13 protein-coding genes and 2 pseudogenes are annotated in these 22,139 nt (G+C 38.3%); 2 read left to right on the forward strand and 13 right to left on the reverse strand.

Annotated features, from left to right (window positions below):
* Positions 1–11: 11 nt before the first annotated feature.
* Complete coding sequence (gene map, locus D1815_RS21930; RefSeq protein WP_027395693.1) at positions 12–830, reverse strand: type I methionyl aminopeptidase; 819 nt, start codon at positions 828–830, stop codon at positions 12–14.
* Between the two features lie 322 nt (positions 831–1,152).
* Between map and D1815_RS21935 the strand changes: the two genes are divergently transcribed.
* Positions 1,153–2,010 (forward strand): hypothetical protein, encoded by an 858-nt coding sequence (locus D1815_RS21935; protein WP_118389452.1) that lies wholly within the window; start codon positions 1,153–1,155, stop codon positions 2,008–2,010.
* A 433-nt stretch (positions 2,011–2,443) separates the two neighbouring features.
* Here D1815_RS21935 and D1815_RS21940 read toward each other — a convergent pair whose 3' ends face one another.
* The 3 genes from D1815_RS21940 to gpmI form a co-directional block, all read right to left on the reverse strand.
* Entirely contained in the window at positions 2,444–3,541 is a 1,098-nt protein-coding gene (locus D1815_RS21940) for a FecR family protein (RefSeq protein ID WP_027395691.1), read from the reverse strand.
* A gap of 19 nt (positions 3,542–3,560) precedes the next feature.
* Positions 3,561–4,130, reverse strand: coding sequence for an RNA polymerase sigma factor (locus D1815_RS21945; RefSeq protein ID WP_118389454.1), 570 nt, complete (start codon positions 4,128–4,130; stop codon positions 3,561–3,563).
* Between the two features lie 475 nt (positions 4,131–4,605).
* Positions 4,606–6,126, reverse strand: coding sequence for a 2,3-bisphosphoglycerate-independent phosphoglycerate mutase (gene gpmI / locus D1815_RS21950; protein ID WP_118389456.1), 1,521 nt, complete (start codon positions 6,124–6,126; stop codon positions 4,606–4,608).
* Positions 6,127–6,623: 497 nt separating this feature from the next.
* On the opposite strand from gpmI, the gene D1815_RS21955 reads away from it, so the two are divergent.
* Positions 6,624–7,004, forward strand: a complete 381-nt coding sequence (locus D1815_RS21955) for an ankyrin repeat domain-containing protein (RefSeq protein ID WP_118389458.1) — start codon at positions 6,624–6,626, stop codon at positions 7,002–7,004.
* A 56-nt stretch (positions 7,005–7,060) separates the two neighbouring features.
* Here D1815_RS21955 and D1815_RS21960 read toward each other — a convergent pair whose 3' ends face one another.
* The 9 genes and pseudogenes from D1815_RS21960 to D1815_RS24115 form a co-directional block, all read right to left on the reverse strand.
* Positions 7,061–7,828 carry a M48 family metalloprotease gene (locus D1815_RS21960; protein ID WP_027395687.1) on the reverse strand — a complete coding sequence of 256 codons (768 nt, stop codon included), beginning with the start codon at positions 7,826–7,828 and terminating at the stop codon, positions 7,061–7,063.
* A gap of 169 nt (positions 7,829–7,997) precedes the next feature.
* On the reverse strand, positions 7,998–8,483 hold the full coding sequence (locus D1815_RS21965; protein WP_051336376.1) for a CAP domain-containing protein: 486 nt from the start codon (positions 8,481–8,483) through the stop codon (positions 7,998–8,000).
* A 54-nt stretch (positions 8,484–8,537) separates the two neighbouring features.
* The gene (locus D1815_RS21970) at positions 8,538–9,263 is read right to left on the reverse strand and encodes a M15 family metallopeptidase (RefSeq protein WP_027395686.1); all 726 of its coding nucleotides are present in this window, start codon (positions 9,261–9,263) and stop codon (positions 8,538–8,540) included.
* 41 nt (positions 9,264–9,304) lie between these two features.
* Positions 9,305–9,853, reverse strand: a complete 549-nt coding sequence (locus D1815_RS21975) for a ClpP family protease (RefSeq protein WP_027395685.1) — start codon at positions 9,851–9,853, stop codon at positions 9,305–9,307.
* Between the two features lie 362 nt (positions 9,854–10,215).
* Positions 10,216–11,382, reverse strand: coding sequence for a gliding motility-associated C-terminal domain-containing protein (locus D1815_RS21980; RefSeq protein WP_035086810.1), 1,167 nt, complete (start codon positions 11,380–11,382; stop codon positions 10,216–10,218).
* A 425-nt stretch (positions 11,383–11,807) separates the two neighbouring features.
* Positions 11,808–15,581 carry an S-layer family protein gene (locus D1815_RS21985; protein ID WP_233557627.1) on the reverse strand — a complete coding sequence of 1,258 codons (3,774 nt, stop codon included), beginning with the start codon at positions 15,579–15,581 and terminating at the stop codon, positions 11,808–11,810.
* Between the two features lie 7 nt (positions 15,582–15,588).
* The gene (locus tag D1815_RS24055) at positions 15,589–16,470 is read right to left on the reverse strand and encodes a hypothetical protein (protein WP_240337534.1); all 882 of its coding nucleotides are present in this window, start codon (positions 16,468–16,470) and stop codon (positions 15,589–15,591) included.
* Positions 16,471–18,300: 1,830 nt separating this feature from the next.
* Positions 18,301–19,602, reverse strand: a pseudogene (locus tag D1815_RS24110) (hypothetical protein); the annotation flags it as partial.
* A gap of 687 nt (positions 19,603–20,289) precedes the next feature.
* A pseudogene (locus D1815_RS24115) lies at positions 20,290–21,591 on the reverse strand (collagen-like protein); the annotation flags it as partial.
* Between the last annotated feature and the right edge of the window lie 548 nt (positions 21,592–22,139).

Genomic DNA, 22,139 nt, shown 5'->3' on the forward strand with positions numbered 1-22,139 from the left:
TTGGAAAAAAACTAAACCGCTAATAATTCTTGTCTAAATGCATCTTCTTCATCAGATTCTATACCTAATGCCTGATAAATATATTTAAACGTAGAAAGAATTTCGGGCTTACCATCTATAATAGCTACATCGTGCTCAAAATGAGCACTTGGTTTACCATCTGCAGTAAGTATTGTCCAGCCATCTCTTAATTGCTTTATACGGTGTGTTCCCATATTAGTCATAGGTTCTATTGCTACTACCATTCCTTCTACAAGTTTTTTACCCCTTCCACGGCGACCGTAATTAGGCATTTCTGGATCTTCATGCATTTTACGCCCTAATCCGTGCCCCACTAATTCTCTTACCACACCATATCCTGCTTCTTCGGTAAATTTCTGAATTGCATACCCAACATCACCTACACGTTTTCCAACTTTTAATTCGGCAATACCTTTATATAGTGACTCTTTGGTAATCTTGAGTAAGTGTGCAACTTCTGGAGTTATTTCTCCTACGGGAAAAGTATATGCATGATCACCATAAAATTCATTTTTAATGGCTCCGCAATCTATGGAGATGATATCTCCTTCTTCTAATGGAGTATTATTAGGAATACCGTGTACTACTTGAGCATTCGGACTCATACATAAAGTGTTAGGAAAATCATATAATCCTAAAAACCCAGGAATAGCTCCGTGATCTCTAATAAACTCTTCTGCTAGTTTATCTAATTGAAGTGTAGTTACTCCTGGTTTAACTTCCGGAGCAAGCATTCCAAGTGTTTTAGAGACAATCAGGGCACTCTCGCGCATTAATTCAATTTCTTCACGTGTTTTAGTAATGATCATAATATCCTCATTAAGGATGGCAAATTTACAAAGAATATTAGGATTCAGTCAATTGATCAAGTTTTAATCTCTGATAAGAATTCCCATTTTAGTGCTCTTAGGATGATAGTTTTATAGAATTTTTAAATCAACATAGGATTAATTTTATATAAAACATGTCTTTTTATAAAAAAATGTTGCGCTGTAAAACCCTATTTTACTTAAGTTTTTTGCGAAAAAATCAGAAGCACTTTAAAAAAAATAAAAAAATACGCAGCGTTTTTATTTTTTCAGGTTTAATAGATAGAAAACACATTATAATATTCATTTAAAAAAGTAAACCATGAAAAAATTATTGATTTGTATAGTAGGATTAGGATTAATGGTAAGTTGTGCCGTAGAGGATATGGATGATAACGTATCGATCCAGAATAGCGATAAAGAAAATTTTGAAATGTATAATAGTTTAGATGGAGCGATGGACGGGTTTGATTTAATTTCTGAGTCAGCTTTTAATGAGGTGCAAAGTTCTTCTAAGAGTTCTCAAAGCAGTTGTGTATCTATAGAATTGTTGGTGTCTAATGAAGAGACTCCATTACTAGGTTTCGAGGAGTATGATTATTATAGTAAAATGATTTTAGATTATAGAGAGGAACAATGCCAATTTGATGATTGGAGCGGTAAACTAGAATACTATGTGGCTGGAGTGTTCAACGAGCAATGGAAGGATTCTACTGTGTTTAAAAACGTTAGGGGAGATGAAGGTTATACATTTGATGGTTATAGAGTTGCTGAACAAAATTCAGCATTAAGTACAGAAACAACGAAGGTTTTTGATGTTGTTATTGATGGGGTAATTACTGAACCTAATGGTGATTCGTATCGTTATACGACAAATAGGAATTTTACATTTGAAAATAGATTCTCGACGGATGAGGTTGTTATTTTAGAAGAATCTTCTTTAGTAGAAGGTATAACACAAACATATTTTATGAAATCGGAATCTGTAGAAAACGAACCTTTAGTATATAAAGTGGCTTGTTTTAATAGATTGAATTTCTTGAGATATCCAGTTCAAGGATCTTTAGATTTCACCAGTAGTTTTGGTGTTAATTTTAATATTGATTTCGGAGATGGAGCTTGCGATAAAGAGGTTGTACTAACCGGAGATAATGGAGAGTCTATTGTTTTTGATTTATAATAGATAGTTTAGTTAAATTCTAAAAACCGTCTGCAAAATATTTGCAGGCGGTTTTTTTATGTCTTTTGATTTAGTTTTAAAAGAAATATAAGGTTACTTATTGATTAGATTAGAGAGAGTATATCCTATCAAAGTTTTATGGTAAAGTTGTTATATCTCCTTAGTAAGTGTCTTACAGGTGCGTTGAATATTTTTTTAGAACCTTGTAAAAGAGGTTCGTATTTTCTATTAAATATGGTCTTATAGTTTATTTGGTTTGTGCATTAGAAAGTCTATTCTATCTTTCAAGTTCTAATACATAGATAGGGTTTACTCAGTAGTTCTGTAAAGTTGAGTAGAGGTGTTTTTTATATTAGAGTACTTTTATGAAGATCCGGTTTTTTGATATTGAAAATTTTATTACACTTAGACGATTGAGAGATTATCAATCTCTTTATTTAGTACATCCTTTTCCTGTAATTATATATACATCATCTTCTTTAATTAATTTAAGATTTAAAGATGTTGTTAGCTTTTTTAATATTTGTGAGATCTTATCATTATTAAAGGATCCAGAATAATTACAGTCTAATATATTACGATTTTTTAATAGGATTTTGGCATCGTAATTATTTCCAAGGTCATTAATGATTTCGTTTACGGTAGTATTTTGATAAAATAATTTGCCAGTTTTCCACGCAAATCGATTCGGAGATTTTTCTAATACCGAAATTCCTCTATCATCTATTCGTAAACTCTCCCCAGGAGCTAATATTTTCACTTCTTTTGTTTTATTATGAACTACTTTTGCAGATCCTTGGATTAAAGTCATTAAATCCGCTTCCGGGGCAGAATGCATAGCAAAAGAATTACCAGTAATTTGTACTTTACCGTGTTTTCCAAAAAGAATGAATGGTTTGTGTTCATCTTTTCGAATGTTTAAAAATACGGTACCCATAATATCAGCTCTGCGATACCCTTGTTTTGTTGCTGTAAAGTTTATCTTACTATTTTTTCTTACTACAATCGTACTAGAATCTGGTAGTGTATTGTATTTTGTTCTTTCTGTAAATGCATACTTGTCAGAAGCAGTATACGTTACTGTAATAACACCTTTTTCGATAATTTCGTCTTCTGGCTCCAAGTTAGTTACATCTATCTGTCTATTTTTAGGTTTCTTAGAAGATTGATCTGGATCTTCAGTTGGTTCATCTTTTGTAATGAGCGTAATATTAGTTTCTTTTTTTTCCGAGATAGAATCAAGAACTATAGTCGTAAGATTACTATTTTTATTTTTAGTAGTAGTTTCTGTATTGGTTGTTTCTATGTTAATGTCTGAAGTACTATCATTTTTAAAATAGTATATAGTAAACACGCCAATAATCATTAGAATTATGAAACCAGCGGTATACCAATAAAACAAATTTTTGTCATCGGATTTTTCTTGTACAGCATCAAAAATGAGATCAAAGCCATCTCCAGACGATTCCATAATGTCGTCTTTAAATTTTGTCTGCAAAAACTCTTTTAAAAGGTCTTTATCCTCTTTCATCAGTTTCTCATTTAGAGATTTATTGATATTTTTCTATTCCGATAGCTCTCATATTTTCTAAAAGCTTTTTCCTCGCTCTCGTATAGTTAGATCTAGATGTACTTTCTTTAATCTTCAATATTTTTCCTATTTCTTTATGCGAATATCCTTCAATGGCATATAAGTTTAATACATATTTATATTGTTCAGGAAGTTCATTTATTAGTGCTCTTAATTTGTCTGCAGAAAGTTTTTTAGAAAAGTGATCTTTTTCAAAATCATCTAATTCTTGTACTTCACTTTCTTCTATGGACTCTGAATTATCTATTAAAACTGTTTTTTTTCTCTTATGCCAATCATCAATAGCACAATTAACTACAATTCTTTCGATCCAACTTCCTAATGTACCATTATGTTTATATTTTTTTATGTTTTTAAAAACCTTGATAAATGCTTCTTGTACAATATCTTTTGCATCTGATTGATTTTTACAATAGCGAAAACTTACCGCAAGCATCCTGGGCATAAAAGTATTATATATTTTTTCCATAGCATTCCGGTCATTCTTTTTACAAGCTTTAACCAGTCTGTCTTGTTCTTCTTTATTCATGAATAAGGGTTAGTGCTTACTCTCATAAAACTTAACTGAGGATGTAGGATTTCGCTGCGTATAATTATTATAAAATTTATAATAATATATTAAAGATACTAAAATGAAATATTAGATAATTAGAATTTGAATTTCTTTCGTCTTATATAAGTGACGTTTTAGCTATGTTTTAGACTTACTAAGCGAAAATTGCTGTTTAGAAGATAATTAATGAATAAATTTAAGGTGTAATTTAAAAATCAGATAGTTATGAAGTATTTAAACCCTTTTTTTCAGATGAACTTTAACATATGTATTAGCTTTTTAAAAGATCTTGCACAAGGTTCGGCGTATGCATTAAAAAGATAAATTCAATATTAATTTTATTTTAAAATATTTAATTTATGTATTTAATGTTAAAAAATAACGCAAAAAAAATATAAAGATGAGTATAAGAATTGCTAAACTCATCTTTATATTTTTATGTATTTACTATCTATTTCTTCAATAAAGATTTTTGTGTCATCGCTTTTGGTTGTTCTAGACCAATAAGGTCCAATATAGTTGGCGCAATGTCCCCTAAGACTCCATCTTCTATTTCAATTCCATCAGTATCAATTAATATAACAGGAACAGGATTTGTTGTATGTGCTGTATGAGGAGATCCATCTGGATTAATCATAGTTTCGCAATTACCGTGATCTGCGATTAATATAGTGGTATATCCATTTTCTAGTCCACTTGTTACAACATCTTTTACACATTGATCGACAGCTTCACAAGCTTTTATTGCTGCTTCCATGACTCCTGTATGACCTACCATATCCCCATTAGCAAAATTTAGACAGATAAAATCTGTCTCACCTTTTTCTAATTCAGGAACTAATGCATCTTTTAGTTCAAATGCACTCATTTCGGGTTTAAGATCATAAGTAGCAACTTTTGGAGAATTTCTAAGAATTCTGGATTCACCTTCAAATGGTTCTTCTCGCCCTCCAGAAAAGAAAAATGTAACATGAGGATATTTTTCTGTCTCCGCTATACGAATCTGTTTTTTGCCAGCTTTGGATAATACTTCGCCTAAGGTTTCTGTGATGTTGTCTTTATCATAAATTACATGAGTGTTTTTAAAGTTTTCATCATAATTAGTCATCGTAACATAATATAGAGAAAGCTTATGAGTATTATATTCATGCATGTCGGATTGAGAAAGCATTTCTGTGAGTTCACGACCACGATCTGTCCTAAAGTTAAAGAATATTACAACATCATCTGTTTTAATCGTGGCTACAGGAGCCCCTTTTTCTTCTATTACTATTGGTTTAATAAACTCATCAGTGATATCGTTATCATAGTTTTTTCGAATACTTTCAATAACATTATCAGTGGGTGTTCCTGTTCCATTAACAAGAAGGTCATATGCTAGTTTAACACGTTCCCACCTTTTATCGCGGTCCATAGCATAGTATCGTCCAATGACAGAAGCTAATTTTCCGGTAGATGTATCCATATAATCTTTAATTTCCTTGATATGATTTATTCCAGATTTTGGATCTACATCGCGGCCATCAGTAAATGCGTGTAAAAAAACATTTTCTAATCCTTCAGAATTGGCTACGTCTAATAGTCCCTTGATGTGATTAATATGAGAATGAACGCCTCCGTCACTAACCAATCCTAATAGATGAACATTTCTATTATTCTCTTTAGCATACTTAAGGGCATCAATCAGTGTTTGCTCATTTTTTAGTGTATCATTTTTGATAGCCATATTAATTTTGGCTAAATCTTGATATACTATTCTTCCTGCTCCAAGATTCATATGACCTACTTCACTGTTTCCCATTTGGCCATCAGGAAGTCCAACGTGTAAACCGTCCGTTCTTAAGGAAGCGTTAGGGTATTTTGTGTATAAATTATCAATAAATGGAGTCTTAGCATGATCGATTGCAGAAACTTTAGGATCTGGCGATGTTCCCCATCCATCCAGAATCATTAAGATTACTTTTTTGTTCATTTCTTTTTCTATATACGATTTGATGTTTTTCAATCACTTATTTAACTGATTGCTGACAACTTTGATTAGAGGCTAAATTACAATATAGAATAGAAGCAGACAAAAACCTGTTGATACTGATTTCTGATTTTTGAAGGTTTAGATTGTTTTGTTTAGATGTTTTTTTGAGGAACTATTAATAGATCTTAGTGAACAAGGTATAAAATAGTTAATTCTTAGGATTGATAGGGTTTTAATGACGATAATTGAATTTTTGGTTTATCTAAGATAAACAATAATTTTTTTAACTCACATGTGTAAATAATTGATAAATTAGGAAGTTATAAATTTAAATATTCGTGATTAAAATGTTAAATTTTTAAAATATTATCAAATTTTTAAGTTGATTATTGGTTAAAAATCTGTAAATTAGGTAGGTGCATAAAAACCGATTATCTCTTTTATAATTTTTAAAAAAATAATAAATCAATATACTAACTTCAATAATTCACAACATTATGAGAAAAACAATTATGTCAGTATTAATGATTCTGTTCATTATGCCTGTAAACTTTGCTTCGGAAAAAGTAAAGGTAAGTGATAGTAAAGATTATGAATTAACTATTAATAAAGTGGATCCTTTTTTTATGGCAGTTATTAAGGGGGATCTTGATACTGTGGCAAAAATGATAGATGAAGGGAGTGATGTAAATCTAAGGTTAGATGGAAAAACACCTTTAATGTATGCAGCTAGGTATAATCGAGTTGATATTATAAGATTATTAGTTGGAAAAGGAGCTTATCTTAAGGCTAAAGACAGTCAAGGTAATACTGCATTAAAATTTGCAGAATTAGCTAATGCTAAAGAAGCAATAGATCTCCTTAAAGAAATGTCCTAAAAATTTAATTGTAAAACTCCTAAAAACTTCGATTCGTAATTTACGAATCGAAGTTTTTATTGTACACTATATTCTTTAATGGCTTCTTGAATTTTTTCAATACGATTATCCGGGTCAGGATGCGTACTTTGAAATTCTGGAGTACGGTTAGGTCCAGCGGCTTTTTTTAGAATTTCCATTACTCCAATCATTTCTTGAGGATTATAACCAGAATTTATCATAAATAAAACCCCTAATTTATCACTCTCTAATTCATCGTCTCTACCGTTTCCTAAAAGAACATTTTGTCCTATACCATTTACAAGTCCACCAGCATCAGCACCTACAGAGGCTCCTGTTGATATTGTTTTCCAAAACTCGTGTTCTGCTATACGTTCTGCAGAATGTCGTCCCAAAACATGTCCAATTTCATGACCTAGTACACCAGCTAGTTGATCTTCATTTTGTAATTTAGAGTAAAGTGCATAGGTTATAAATATTTGACCACCTGGCAATGCAAAAGCATTAATAGTATTGGGGTCGGCTAGAAGATGAAATTCATATCGGTAATCAGATTCTCTAGCCATCGTATTGTTGACAAGTTTGTTTCCAACGTTATCGACATAATTTTGAAGCCTTTGATCTGGATATAGTCCTCCGTGTTGTCTAGTCATTTCAGGTTCACTTTGGAGACCAATAGCGATTTCCTGTTCCGTAGTCATATTAATATTCTGAACTCTATCTGTATATTCATTATGGGTTTTGTTATTACATTTCTTGATAAAAGCAAAAGCCACAATAGCAAGACCTATTAATATTCTTATTTTTAATCCACCGCGTCTCATCAATTATTTTTTGGTTAGAGTAAAAGTTTTTGAGTTATAAAGTTACTAAATATAAAAGTTGCTTACCAAATAAATGTAAAAGAGGTCATTTTTTGGTAAGCGACTACTAGGGGATTCAAATTCGTATTTTTAAATACGAATTGTGCTAATTAGCATAATTGATGCTTGGTTAACGATAAAAAAGTTGAGTATAATAATATCTACCATTCTCGTCTTTAATTGCGGAGATACCAGTATACATATAATTACCTTCTATATTTTCTCGATGCCCTGTACTATTTAACCAACCGTCAACAACACTCTGAGCATCAGAATAAAATCTAGCGACGTTTTCGGCAGTTCCAGTAGCATTCTCTTCATCTCCTAATATATTTCCTCGCTGATTAAAATTATCGTGATTGATTTCTTCAATAGATATCATATATTTTGTGTGATCAATAGCGAGTTGCTCTGCAGTGTTGTTTTTGGATAATGTTGATAATCCAAGACTTTGTCTATGTTGATTTACTAATGCAAGTATATCATCAGAAATGTTTGTTTCATTGGTAAGTTCATCTGTATTTATATTTGAGTTTATAGAATCGTCCTCAGATGAACAAGAAACTATAATTGTCGCGATACATACCGTAAAGAAAAATTTACAAAATACTTTCATAAAATATTAAAGGGCTTTTTTAGTATAACTGAAAGAAATATGTTTTAGTATGTTTTACAGTAATTTAGGATTGATATCTAATACATTTTCAGTAATATATTGTTGTATAAAATCGATTGTAAAATGATTACTACCTAATAGATTAGCATTTTGTAATTCGTTTTTTATATCCAGTTTTTTATAAGATTTGAGCATGGGTATAGATAGAGGTGCATAGGAATAATGCCAAGGTTCATATTTAAAACCTTTTCTATCTTTTTTGTTTGTATAAACTAGATAAAATCCAAAACTATTGGCGTGAATATCCATCCATTCCTTGAATTTACAAAATGGACCTTCTTCATGAAAGTTTTCTTCTAGAAGAAGGCCTTTTGGTTGTTTAGGTGTTCCGTCTACGATATCTATATCTGTACCCCAATGATGACGTGAAGTCCCGGGAATAGTAGAATATTCTATTATTTTTTTTATGGTATTAATAGGGGATAAGCCCTCTTTAGTAAATTTTTTATATTTACGTTCCCAGATTCTGTTTTGATGTGCATAGTTTCGATAACTCGAAACAGTTTTTATGCTAATACCACTTTCCGAAGCTTTATTTTTCATTTTTAAAAATGCTTCGTGCGCTTCTTTTTTCAGTTTATAAGTATCTCCATAAAAAACTGGATTACTTTTTCCCATTAAATCATCTTTGGTAAATTCTAATTGAATCATATTCAGTGAAGATAATGAGAGTGCAGTAATGCCTAATCCACTAATTTTTATGAAATCCCTTCTTAACATATGGATATAGACTTGATTTTGTAAAGTGTTTTTAATTTATACTATTCTAGTATTCCATCAACAATACCATATTCAATAGATTCTTGTGCATCCATCCAATAATCTCGATTAAAATCTTTTAGTACTTTTTCAATCTCTTGCCCGCAGTTGTCTCCAAGAATTTGAGCACTTAACTCTTTAGTTTTAAGAATCTCGGTAGCTTGAATTTCTATATTAGAGGCTTGTCCTCTCGCTCCACCACTTGGTTGATGAATCATTACCTTAGCATGAGGTTGAATAAACCTGCGTCCTTTTTCTCCTACACTTAATAAAATAGAACCCATGGATGCTGCTAGTCCTGTACAGATTGTAGATACAGGGCTTTTCAATGCTTTTATAGTATCATACATTGCAAATCCAGATGTAACATAACCACCAGGACTATTTATATATAATTTTATTTCATCATTACTAATCATATCTAGATACATAAGCCTGTCAATGACGTGTTTAGCAGATTTGTCATCTACTTGACCCCATAGAAAAACACTACGCTCTTCTAAAAATTTTTTATCGATTATATCTTGGATTTTTCCAGCTTTTTCTTTCATCAGTAATTAGTTTACAATTGTTTTTCTAAAATTGAGTGTATACAGTATAGATAATACACACACCAATAGCTAAAAGTATAATTATTTTAGAAATTATTACGATTTATGAGATAACAAATTTGATACTTTTATTAGAGAATCTAATATTTAACATGATTTTAGAAGTCTATTTTGTTATTAGCGAAATCATTAACTAATATTAATGAGTTTATGGTTTCAAAAAAATAGTGTATGTTTTGAGGTTTTGAGGAATTGTGGTAGTCCGATTCCGTATATACTCAAATGTGAAGTGTTATTTAGAAGCTCTGATTAAAAAAATATGCTTTTACCTCAGTTATTTAAGTAATAATTGAGATTAGAATCTATCTATTTACGTAAAGATAACCAGCTCTATCCTTTGTTCCTTCTATGTTTAAAACATAATAATAAGTTCCAGCAGGCAATTCTTCTCCTTTAGCTATAGTAGCTCTACCTTCAGAAATTCCATTAAAGCCTTCTGAAGTTTGCTGTACTTCATGATAAGCTTTTTTATTGTATACTAAAACTCCCCAACGATTATATACGAATAGCTCATTATCAGGGTATTGAACTAATCCTTGTATTACGAAAGTATCATTAAATCCATCACCATTAGGAGAAACAGCTGTAAAGATTTCTAAGTCTCCATCAAGTATAAGACCAGATGTTCCAAAAGTTAAAGCTACAAAATTATCAGGAACGATTAATTCAGAAGTAATTTCTCCGCTATCAAGATCTCCCGTAACAAAAGTATTTCCTAGATTAATCCATTGTTCTAAATTAGGATCCCATCCTACAACTCTAAGATCAGATAAATCATTTACTAAAGTAGGAATATTACTATTAGTGTCCCAAGTTAAGGTAACTCTTGTCTCTTGGTCTCCGTCTACATCCCAAAATTCGAAAATACTAATTCCATATAATAAATCTCCAAAACTGTTAGTATCAAAATTTCCAGGAAAGAAATTAGGGAAATTAGGATTTTCAAAGAAATAAGCTGCTTTTGCGGTATTAGTTGCAGCTTGACTTTCAATACGTGCTGGTCTATGACGGAAATCATCACCAATAGGAAAAGAAAAATCTAATTGACCAGTTATTGAAGCATAACCATCAACATAACGATCATCATTTTCTCCTAAGTATGGTGCATCATTTATGTAATCTAATGAAATCTGTTTTTGATCTCTGGGAGTAAAAACTCTTCCATTTGTAAATTCTTGAAAATTATTAACCCCTACAGGAACTTCTAAAAACAAATCATCAATTACATCGATTTCCATATCGTGAAAAATAGGACGATTACTTCCCGAAATTGTTAAATTGTTCTGATTGTAAAAACCAGCGAACCCACGATTTTGATCAAAGGTTCCATCATTAATTACATCTAGATGAAATCCTACTTGACCTTCATCATGTATTTGTAAATTTCCGAAATTATGAAAAGACAACTGAGCATTGGAAATAAAACCAGCTAGTATGAATAACGTTATGTAGAGTTTATTTTGGGGCATATCTTTTAAAATTTGATTTTACGGTTAAACCATAAATCAATTACTGCGAATATATAAAAATTATTCATACATCCTACTTTTTTTTAAAAAAAAATTCACAAAAGTATCGTTGAAATGCATTTTTTTGTCGACGAAGTACATATATTTCACGATAAGATATATTTTCACTTATTAATTTGTAAGACATTTTCTTTTGCAAGAATAATTTTGTCTTGCTACATTTTAGAATGAAGAAGAAATATGTTTTTAATAAAATATAAGGGGATAAACTATTCAGTGATCGAGTAGCTAAACCTTGAAAAGATTCTTTTTCGTGAATATTTTACAATGATGACGATGTTTATGCATAATGTTTGGGTGATACTGTGTTTTTTTAAGTTATAAGTTTTAAATTTTTTACGTTAAGCGTTTTTATTATATTTATATTAATTGGGTTTTACTCTATATGTAATTTTTCGATTAGTAATAACCGTTGCTGCTCCAACAATAGTTCTATTTCCAAATTCAGAAGTAGTGTTTGATATTGTTGCAGTACTAGTAACTAAACTGCCAACAGGAATTGTTGTACCTAATGGTATACTAATGTTAAATCTATTGGTGTTATCTGTATTTCCATCGGCATTAGTATATAATGAGATAGTATTGTCAAGATCCGCACCGCTTCCTTCCGTGCCAGAACCTAAATACGTTTGACCTTCACCATAATCCAGACTAAGACCTAATTGATTATCTCCAACAGTAGCGGTTCCTTGGTTTATATCTGTTAAGAAAACTTCTATTATTGCTCCTGAACGAGACCATCCTATTATTTTTAAATTTGTTCCTGAAATGGTTACGGATTCCAAAAGAGGAAAATTCAAACTTCCATTGGGACCTGTATCTGCATCTCCAACATCATTAATCGTAACTCCATCACTTGCAATATCTATACCGAGTGCATCGGCAACAGTACCATTAGCAAAAATAGAGTTTTGAGATATCAGATTCCCAGAAGTAGTTCCACCATTTAATACAATACCAGCTCCTCCATTATTATCAATAATATTATTAGTAATAGAAGAATTACTTTGCGCTAAATTGATACCACTAAGTTCAGTACATCCAGCACCACTATTACTTCCAGCTGTTGTAATTGTGTTTTCTGTAATAGTTACGTTACCTTGGTTGTCAAAAATGCCAGTAGCAGCGGAGTTATCTATAAGATTGTTTTGGATTACTACACCGCTTCCGTTAGCAATTCTAATGTTATACTCACAATTTCTAAAACCATTATTGGTTATGTGATTATTTTGTATTAGCGTTGATGTACCTCCATTTACAGAAATTCCAAAGTCAGTATTAGAGGAAATATAGTTACCATCAAGAGTTACTTGTCCTCCATTAATTTCAAAACCGTCATCTACATAACTTCCAACACCAACAGTTCCAGTAACTCCTAGGGCGTTGACACCTAGAAGATTTGCTGTTACTAGATTTCCTGTTCCAGAATCTTGTCGTATTGCTCTTCTGTTTCCGCCATATACTGCCAAGTTTCTTATAACAAGATTTGATGCTTGTAATTGAATGACATCACCAAAATCACTACGTACTTGTATTTCTGGTAAATTATAATTTGGTAATGTAATCCCCGAAATACCAACAATGGTTCCTCCGGATCCGATTGTACCAGTATTTGTGTCACCAGAATAAGCAGTTTGGGTTCTACCATCTATATGAGTTGAATCGTCTGTGATATCATCCAGTGGATCTACGTTTGGTAAATTGATATCAAAAAAACCAGTAACAAAGTTTGGGTCCGCAGCTCTTCCCAACGGATCCCCAGTAGGAGGTATCATAAAAATAGAAGTGTCTTGACCAGCTGCTGGATCAAAAATACCATTAGCTTCAATGTTTAATCCAGTTTCGTCGAGATTATTAGAGTTAATTATAAACTGACCAAGAGAGCCTTGGCCACTAGAGTTAGTATTTACTATGGTGTTAAAATTAAAACCAAAATCAATGCCAACGGCTCCTTCGTTTAGAATTGTTATAGTTGAAATTGTTTGCGCGTTTGTATTTGTCCCAGCTACAACATCTTCATTAAGAGGGTTAGTACCACCAATCTCATCTGTTACTGATCCTATAGTGCTAGCAGCAAATATCGATCTGAATGTTTGAACAGGTATACAAGTTGTGCAAGTAGTACCGCCACCTCTAGTCGAACGTACGGTATTATTTACAACACGCAGCGTGTAGGTTCCATTAGCCATACCGCCTATATTATAGTCTCCGTTTGAATCGGTAATATCCGAATCGATAAAAGTATCTGTATTATCATATAGTTCTACAAGAGCTCCTTCTATTCCTATTCCAGATGAAGTGGTAAGATCTCTTCCTGTTCCTCCTGGATAATTCATGTCTTCAAAAACAGTACCTGTCATTAAGTTACTAGGTACTTTAAGTAATACAGAATTAAGTAATACGATATCTCCTCCTACATTAACATTAGTTGTAGCAGAGTTGGCTCCTTGAGATATAAGTGAAGAAATATCATAAGTATCTAAATCTACACCAAACTGTGAAGAATCATTGATTATAGGGGCTGTCGTGTCGTCATAAATAGTTGAGTTAAAAACATTTTGAGTTCCTCCTGTATTATCGCCATCTCCGTTTAAGGTTGTTGTATTTACTCCAGAGGTCAAAGTAATGGTTTCTCCTCCTGTAAAATTAACATCTCCTTCCCATGCAAGTACGGATGTTTTAGAACCAGAACTACCAATTGCAAAAAAACCATCAAGGGTATAGCTAGATGATGAATTTTGTTCTGAATTAAACCCATCATAAAAATTAATACTTACGGCTGGTAAAGAAGGATTTGTATAAAAAATCATTAAAGACCAGCCTCCTAATACTATTGTTCCGCAATATCCATTGACCGTGATGCTAAGGTCGGTAATTTCAAATGTCTCATTACTTGGATCCGCTATTCCATTAATAATAGAGGTAACATCACTTTTCATACTATAGTATTGTGCCAATTGATTAGCCGAGTATATTACATCAGCAACAACGGTTTGACCTTCAAAAGTTACGACATCATCTGGTGAAGGACCTGAATGTGCCCAGGTTAAATATGCCTTTTCTATAGTAGAACCAGCAGGAATTGAGGTGGTAAGCGTATTTGAGGATGCTGCTCCTATGGCACAGGGATCTACATTATTATCTGAAGTTCTAAAAGATCCTGCAGTTACTGCATAATCGTAATATCCATTGAATTCATCAAAAAGTGTTAAAGGTACTTCATTAGGTATTGTTGGATCTCCATCATCATTAATTGTTATTGTACCATTACCCATTCTTACAGAAGCATTACTTATATTACTAAGATTTATAAAAAATGTTTCATCGTTTTCTCCAAAAGCATTATTTACGATAGGCACTGTAAAGGTTTGCGTTTCATTAAGATTTCCAGCAAAATTTAATGTGCCAGAAGAAGTAATGTAATCAGAGTCTGCAAAAGCGGTATTATCTATGGTGTTGTAATCTACGGAAAAACCTCCAGGTATATTACCACCGGTAAGCCTTGCGGTAATAGTTGCTGTTCCTACGTTCTCATTAACTGTCAAGTCAATTACGGAAACAATTGGACCGAAAACTGCAGATATTTCTAGGTTGTCAATTAAAGCAAATTCTCCATTTTCCCAATTACAAAAACCACAACCTCCATTATTAATAAATCTAATTGTTGTATTAGCAGAAATAAATCCGGTTATATCTTGATTAAAACTTCCGGTCTGGCTTCCTGTAAATGATCCAATATCAGTAAAATTTGTGCCATCTGAGGATATTTGAATGTTTAATTCTTCTCCATTCACTCCGCCATCTAAACCACTGGTTTCCCAATCAAATGATAAAGTTGCAGATGAAGCTCCAGTAAGATTAGCGGTTCTTCTTATGTTTTCAGCATTTACAAATAACCAATCAAGTCTAAGATCTCCTCCTGTTATCCTAATAAATCCATTATTAGGACTGTTGTTGTCATTGGTTTCAATCCAGTTTCCTGCCCAATTTTGAGTTCCATTATTGTTTGCGTAGGATACGGTACTAAAATTGTCTCTATATGTTTCTTGAGAAAAGAAAGTATAAGGGAACAAAGACATAGTAATAACACTAGTAATTAGATGTTTAGATGCTATTTTATATAATTTGACGAGTTTCATATAAAAATTATCGTACTACGAATACTACATTAATTAATGTGTTATAGTCAGCAGGAGTACCTATTATATCATAGGTCATAACTCCGTTCGCATCAATAGCAACGTTTGCAAAAACTGTAGGGTCAAAATATGTTACATAGTAATATAATTCATTGGCCGCATATGTTGGGATAGCCCCAGGAGCACCAGCACTTGATTGTGATGTAGCTGCATTTGCTAATGTAAATTGATCGATATATTGTTGATAAAGATCTACACTTTCATCACCTGGAGCAGCTGTATTTGCTGAAATAGTGCTTGCATCAATAGCAATTGATGGAGGATAGAATATCCTGGCAGCCTTAGAGGTAATCGGTGCAATATCCTGAATTACATCTTCTACTGTTGCTTCGGTATTTCCATCACCATCTACATCTACAGGAGTATCAGAATCTACTTCAGAAGCAGTTTGGTCATCACTTCCTATAGAAGCTGGATCTACAGTTACTACATCGCCATCCGCTTCAATTCCTAAGAATCGAGTAGGGGTATTATCAAATTGATAGGTGTCTATAGTTCCATATCGGCTAAATCTAATTTGATTATTATTTCTTAGACTTAATGTTTCTTGAATATCTGCTGGATCACCTTGATTACCACCGGCATAGAAATTTAGTCCATTGTTATTACCATTAGCCGTTGTTCCAAATCCAATTGCCGCAGCATAAGCATTACCAGAGTTTCTAAATGAAATACCGAGCTCTCTTGCGTTGTTAGTTCTTCGAAGAGTTAAGGTATTTCTATTATCTAAGTCTGAATCAAACTGTAGATTGAAATTACCCATTGTCATCACCCTATTGCCAGTTAAAGTGCCATCGGTATTATATATAGTATCATCTGGTACTGTCACGGTTCCACCACCATCTGATAATGTGATGTCATGATCACTAATCGATATAGTTTGGGGAATTCCAACACCAGTAGGTCCTTGAATACCTTGTGGTCCTTGTGCTCCGGTGTCACCTTGCGGTCCTTGAATACCTTGTGGTCCCTGCGCACCAGTATCACCTTGCGGTCCTTGAATACCTTGTGGTCCTTGTGCACCAGTGTCACCTTGCGGTCCTTGAATACCTTGTGGTCCTTGTGCACCAGTGTCACCCTGAGGTCCTTGAATACCTTGTGGTCCTTGTGCTCCAGTATCACCTTGTGGTCCTTGAATACCTTGTGGTCCCTGCGCACCCGTGTCACCTTGCGGTCCTTGAATACCTTGTGGTCCCTGCGCACCCGTGTCACCTTGCGGTCCTTGAATACCTTGTGGTCCTTGTGCTCCAGTATCACCTTGTGGTCCTTGAATACCTTGTGGTCCCTGCGCACCAGTATCACCCTGAGGTCCTTGAATACCTTGTGGTCCTTGTGCACCAGTATCACCTTGCGGTCCTTGAATACCTTGTGGTCCTTGTGCTCCTGTGTCACCTTGCGGTCCTTGAATACCTTGTGGTCCTTGTGCACCCGTGTCACCCTGAGGTCCTTGAATACCTTGTGGTCCCTGCGCACCCGTGTCACCTTGCGGTCCTTGAATACCTTGTGGTCCTTGTGCACCAGTATCACCTTGCGGTCCTTGAATACCTTGTGGTCCTTGTGCACCAGTATCACCTTGCGGTCCTTGAATACCTTGTGGTCCTTGTGCACCAGTATCACCTTGCGGTCCTTGAATACCTTGTGGTCCTTGTGCTCCAGTATCACCTTGCGGTCCTTGAATACCTTGTGGTCCTTGTGCACCAGTGTCACCTTGCGGTCCTTGAATACCTTGTGGTCCCTGCGCACCCGTGTCACCTTGCGGTCCTTGAATACCTTGTGGTCCTTGTGCACCAGTATCACCTTGCGGTCCTTGAATACCTTGTGGTCCTTGTGCTCCGGTGTCACCTTGCGGTCCTTGAATACCTTGTGGTCCCTGCGCACCAGTGTCACCCTGAGGTCCTTGAATACCTTGTGGTCCTTGTGCTCCAGTATCACCTTGCGGTCCTTGAATACCTTGTGGTCCTTGTGCACCCGTGTCACCCTGAGGTCCTTGAATACCTTGTGGTCCTTGTGCACCAGTATCACCTTGCGGTCCTTGAATACCTTGTGGTCCCTGCGCACCCGTGTCACCTTGCGGTCCTTGTGCTCCAGTGTCACCTTGCGGTCCTTGAATACCTTGTGGTCCCTGCGCACCCGTATCACCCTGAGGTCCTTGAATACCTTGTGGTCCTTGTGCACCCGTGTCACCTTGCGGTCCTTGAATACCTTGTGGTCCCTGCGCTCCGGTGTCACCCTGAGGTCCTTGAATACCTTGTGGTCCTTGTGCACCCGTGTCACCTTGCGGTCCTTGAATACCTTGTGGTCCCTGCGCACCCGTGTCACCCTGAGGTCCTTGAATACCTTGTGGTCCTTGTGCTCCAGTGTCACCTTGCGGTCCTTGAATACCTTGTGGTCCCTGTGCTCCGGTGTCACCTTGCGGTCCTTGAATACCTTGTGGTCCCTGTGCTCCAGTGTCACCTTGCGGTCCTTGAATACCTTGTGGTCCTTGTGGTCCGGTGTCACCCTGAGGTCCTTGAATACCTTGTGGTCCCTGTGCTCCGGTGTCACCCTGAGGTCCTTGAATACCTTGTGGTCCCTGTGCTCCAGTGTCACCTTGCGGTCCTTGAATACCTTGTGGTCCCTGCGCACCCGTATCACCCTGAGGTCCTTGAATACCTTGTGGTCCTTGCGCACCCGTATCACCTTGCGGTCCTTGAATACCTTGTGGTCCCTGTGCTCCAGTGTCACCTTGCGGTCCTTGAATACCTTGTGGTCCCTGCGCACCAGTATCACCTTGCGGTCCTTGAATACCTTGTGGTCCCTGTGCTCCAGTGTCACCTTGCGGTCCTTGAATACCTTGTGGTCCCTGTGCTCCAGTGTCACCTTGCGGTCCTTGAATACCTTGTGGTCCTTGTGCACCCGTATCACCTTGCGGTCCTTGAATACCTTGTGGTCCCTGTGCTCCAGTGTCACCTTGCGGTCCTTGAATACCTTGTGGTCCCTGCGCACCCGTATCACCCTGAGGTCCTTGAATACCTTGTGGTCCCTGCGCACCAGTGTCACCTTGCGGTCCTTGTGCTCCAGTGTCACCTTGCGGTCCTTGAATACCTTGTGGTCCCTGCGCACCCGTATCACCCTGAGGTCCTTGAATACCTTGTGGTCCTTGTGCACCCGTGTCACCTTGCGGTCCTTGAATACCTTGTGGTCCCTGCGCTCCGGTGTCACCCTGAGGTCCTTGAATACCTTGTGGTCCTTGTGCACCCGTGTCACCTTGCGGTCCTTGAATACCTTGTGGTCCCTGCGCTCCAGTGTCACCTTGCGGTCCTTGAATACCTTGTGCACCCGTATCACCTTGCGGTCCTTGAATACCTTGTGGTCCCTGTGCTCCAGTGTCACCTTGCGGTCCTTGAATACCTTGTGGTCCCTGCGCACCCGTATCACCCTGAGGTCCTTGAATACCTTGTGGTCCCTGCGCACCCGTGTCACCTTGCGGTCCTTGAATACCTTGTGGTCCCTGCGCACCCGTATCACCCTGAGGTCCTTGAATACCTTGTGGTCCTTGTGCTCCAGTGTCACCTTGCGGTCCTTGAATACCTTGTGGTCCCTGCGCACCCGTATCACCCTGAGGTCCTTGAATACCTTGTGGTCCTTGTGCTCCAGTGTCACCTTGCGGTCCTTGAATACCTTGTGGTCCCTGCGCACCCGTATCACCCTGAGGTCCTTGAATACCTTGTGGTCCTTGTGCACCCGTGTCACCTTGCGGTCCTTGAATACCTTGTGGTCCCTGCGCTCCAGTGTCACCTTGCGGTCCTTGAATACCTTGTGGTCCCTGCGCTCCAGTGTCACCTTGCGGTCCTTGAATACCTTGTGCACCCGTATCACCTTGCGGTCCTTGAATACCTTGTGGTCCCTGTGCTCCAGTGTCACCTTGCGGTCCTTGAATACCTTGTGGTCCCTGCGCACCCGTGTCACCTTGCGGTCCTTGAATACCTTGTGGTCCCTGCGCACCCGTATCACCCTGAGGTCCTTGAATACCTTGTGGTCCTTGTGCTCCAGTGTCACCTTGCGGTCCTTGAATACCTTGTGGTCCTTGTGCTCCAGTGTCACCTTGCGGTCCTTGAATACCTTGTGGTCCCTGCGCACCCGTATCACCCTGAGGTCCTTGAATACCTTGTGGTCCTTGTGCACCCGTGTCACCTTGCGGTCCTTGAATACCTTGTGGTCCCTGCGCTCCGGTGTCACCCTGAGGTCCTTGAATACCTTGTGGTCCTTGTGCACCCGTGTCACCTTGCGGTCCTTGAATACCTTGTGGTCCCTGCGCACCCGTGTCACCCTGAGGTCCTTGAATACCTTGTGGTCCTTGTGCTCCAGTGTCACCTTGCGGTCCTTGAATACCTTGTGGTCCCTGTGCTCCGGTGTCACCTTGCGGTCCTTGAATACCTTGTGGTCCCTGTGCTCCAGTGTCACCTTGCGGTCCTTGAATACCTTGTGGTCCTTGTGGTCCGGTGTCACCCTGAGGTCCTTGAATACCTTGTGGTCCCTGTGCTCCGGTGTCACCCTGAGGTCCTTGAATACCTTGTGGTCCCTGTGCTCCAGTGTCACCTTGCGGTCCTTGAATACCTTGTGGTCCCTGCGCACCCGTATCACCCTGAGGTCCTTGAATACCTTGTGGTCCTTGCGCACCCGTATCACCTTGCGGTCCTTGAATACCTTGTGGTCCCTGTGCTCCAGTGTCACCTTGCGGTCCTTGAATACCTTGTGGTCCCTGCGCACCAGTATCACCTTGCGGTCCTTGAATACCTTGTGGTCCCTGTCCTCCAGTGTCACCTTGCGGTCCTTGAATACCTTGTGGTCCCTGTGCTCCAGTGTCACCTTGCGGTCCTTGAATACCTTGTGGTCCTTGTGCACCCGTATCACCTTGCGGTCCTTGAATACCTTGTGGTCCCTGTGCTCCAGTGTCACCTTGCGGTCCTTGAATACCTTGTGGTCCCTGCGCACCCGTATCACCCTGAGGTCCTTGAATACCTTGTGGTCCCTGCGCACCCGTGTCACCTTGCGGTCCTTGAATACCTTGTGGTCCCTGCGCACCCGTATCACCCTGAGGTCCTTGAATACCTTGTGGTCCTTGTGCTCCAGTGTCACCTTGCGGTCCTTGAATACCTTGTGGTCCCTGCGCACCCGTATCACCCTGAGGTCCTTGAATACCTTGTGGTCCTTGTGCACCCGTGTCACCTTCCGGTCCTTGAATACCTTGTGGTCCCTGCGCTCCGGTGTCACCCTGAGGTCCTTGAATACCTTGTGGTCCTTGTGCACCCGTGTCACCTTGCGGTCCTTGAATACCTTGTGGTCCCTGCGCTCCAGTGTCACCTTGCGGTCCTTGAATACCTTGTGCACCCGTATCACCTTGCGGTCCTTGAATACCTTGTGGTCCCTGTGCTCCAGTGTCACCTTGCGGTCCTTGAATACCTTGTGGTCCCTGCGCACCCGTATCACCCTGAGGTCCTTGAATACCTTGTGGTCCCTGCGCACCCGTGTCACCTTGCGGTCCTTGAATACCTTGTGGTCCCTGCGCACCCGTATCACCCTGAGGTCCTTGAATACCTTGTGGTCCTTGTGCTCCAGTGTCACCTTGCGGTCCTTGAATACCTTGTGGTCCCTGCGCACCCGTATCACCCTGAGGTCCTTGAATACCTTGTGGTCCTTGTGCACCCGTGTCACCTTGCGGTCCTTGAATACCTTGTGGTCCCTGCGCTCCGGTGTCACCCTGAGGTCCTTGAATACCTTGTGGTCCTTGTGCACCCGTGTCACCTTGCGGTCCTTGAATACCTTGTGGTCCCTGCGCACCCGTGTCACCCTGAGGTCCTTGAATACCTTGTGGTCCTTGTGCTCCAGTGTCACCTTGCGGTCCTTGAATACCTTGTGGTCCCTGTGCTCCGGTGTCACCTTGCGGTCCTTGAATACCTTGTGGTCCCTGTGCTCCAGTGTCACCTTGCGGTCCTTGAATACCTTGTGGTCCTTGTGGTCCGGTGTCACCCTGAGGTCCTTGAATACCTTGTGGTCCCTGTGCTCCGGTGTCACCTTGCGGTCCTTGAATACCTTGTGGTCCCTGTGCTCCAGTGTCACCTTGCGGTCCTTGAATACCTTGTGGTCCCTGCGCACCCGTATCACCCTGAGGTCCTTGAATACCTTGTGGTCCTTGCGCACCAGTATCACCTTGCGGTCCTTGAATACCTTGTGGTCCTTGTGCACCCGTATCACCTTGCGGTCCTTGAATACCTTGTGGTCCTTGTGCACCCGTATCACCTTGCGGTCCTTGAATACCTTGTGGTCCCTGTGCTCCAGTGTCACCTTGCGGTCCTTGAATACCTTGTGGTCCCTGCGCACCCGTATCACCCTGAGGTCCTTGAATACCTTGTGGTCCCTGCGCACCCGTGTCACCTTGCGGTCCTTGAATACCTTGTGGTCCCTGCGCACCCGTATCACCCTGAGGTCCTTGAATACCTTGTGGTCCTTGTGCTCCAG

The organism is Aquimarina sp. AD1 (assembly GCF_003443695.1).
Taxonomy (GTDB): domain Bacteria; phylum Bacteroidota; class Bacteroidia; order Flavobacteriales; family Flavobacteriaceae; genus Aquimarina; species Aquimarina latercula.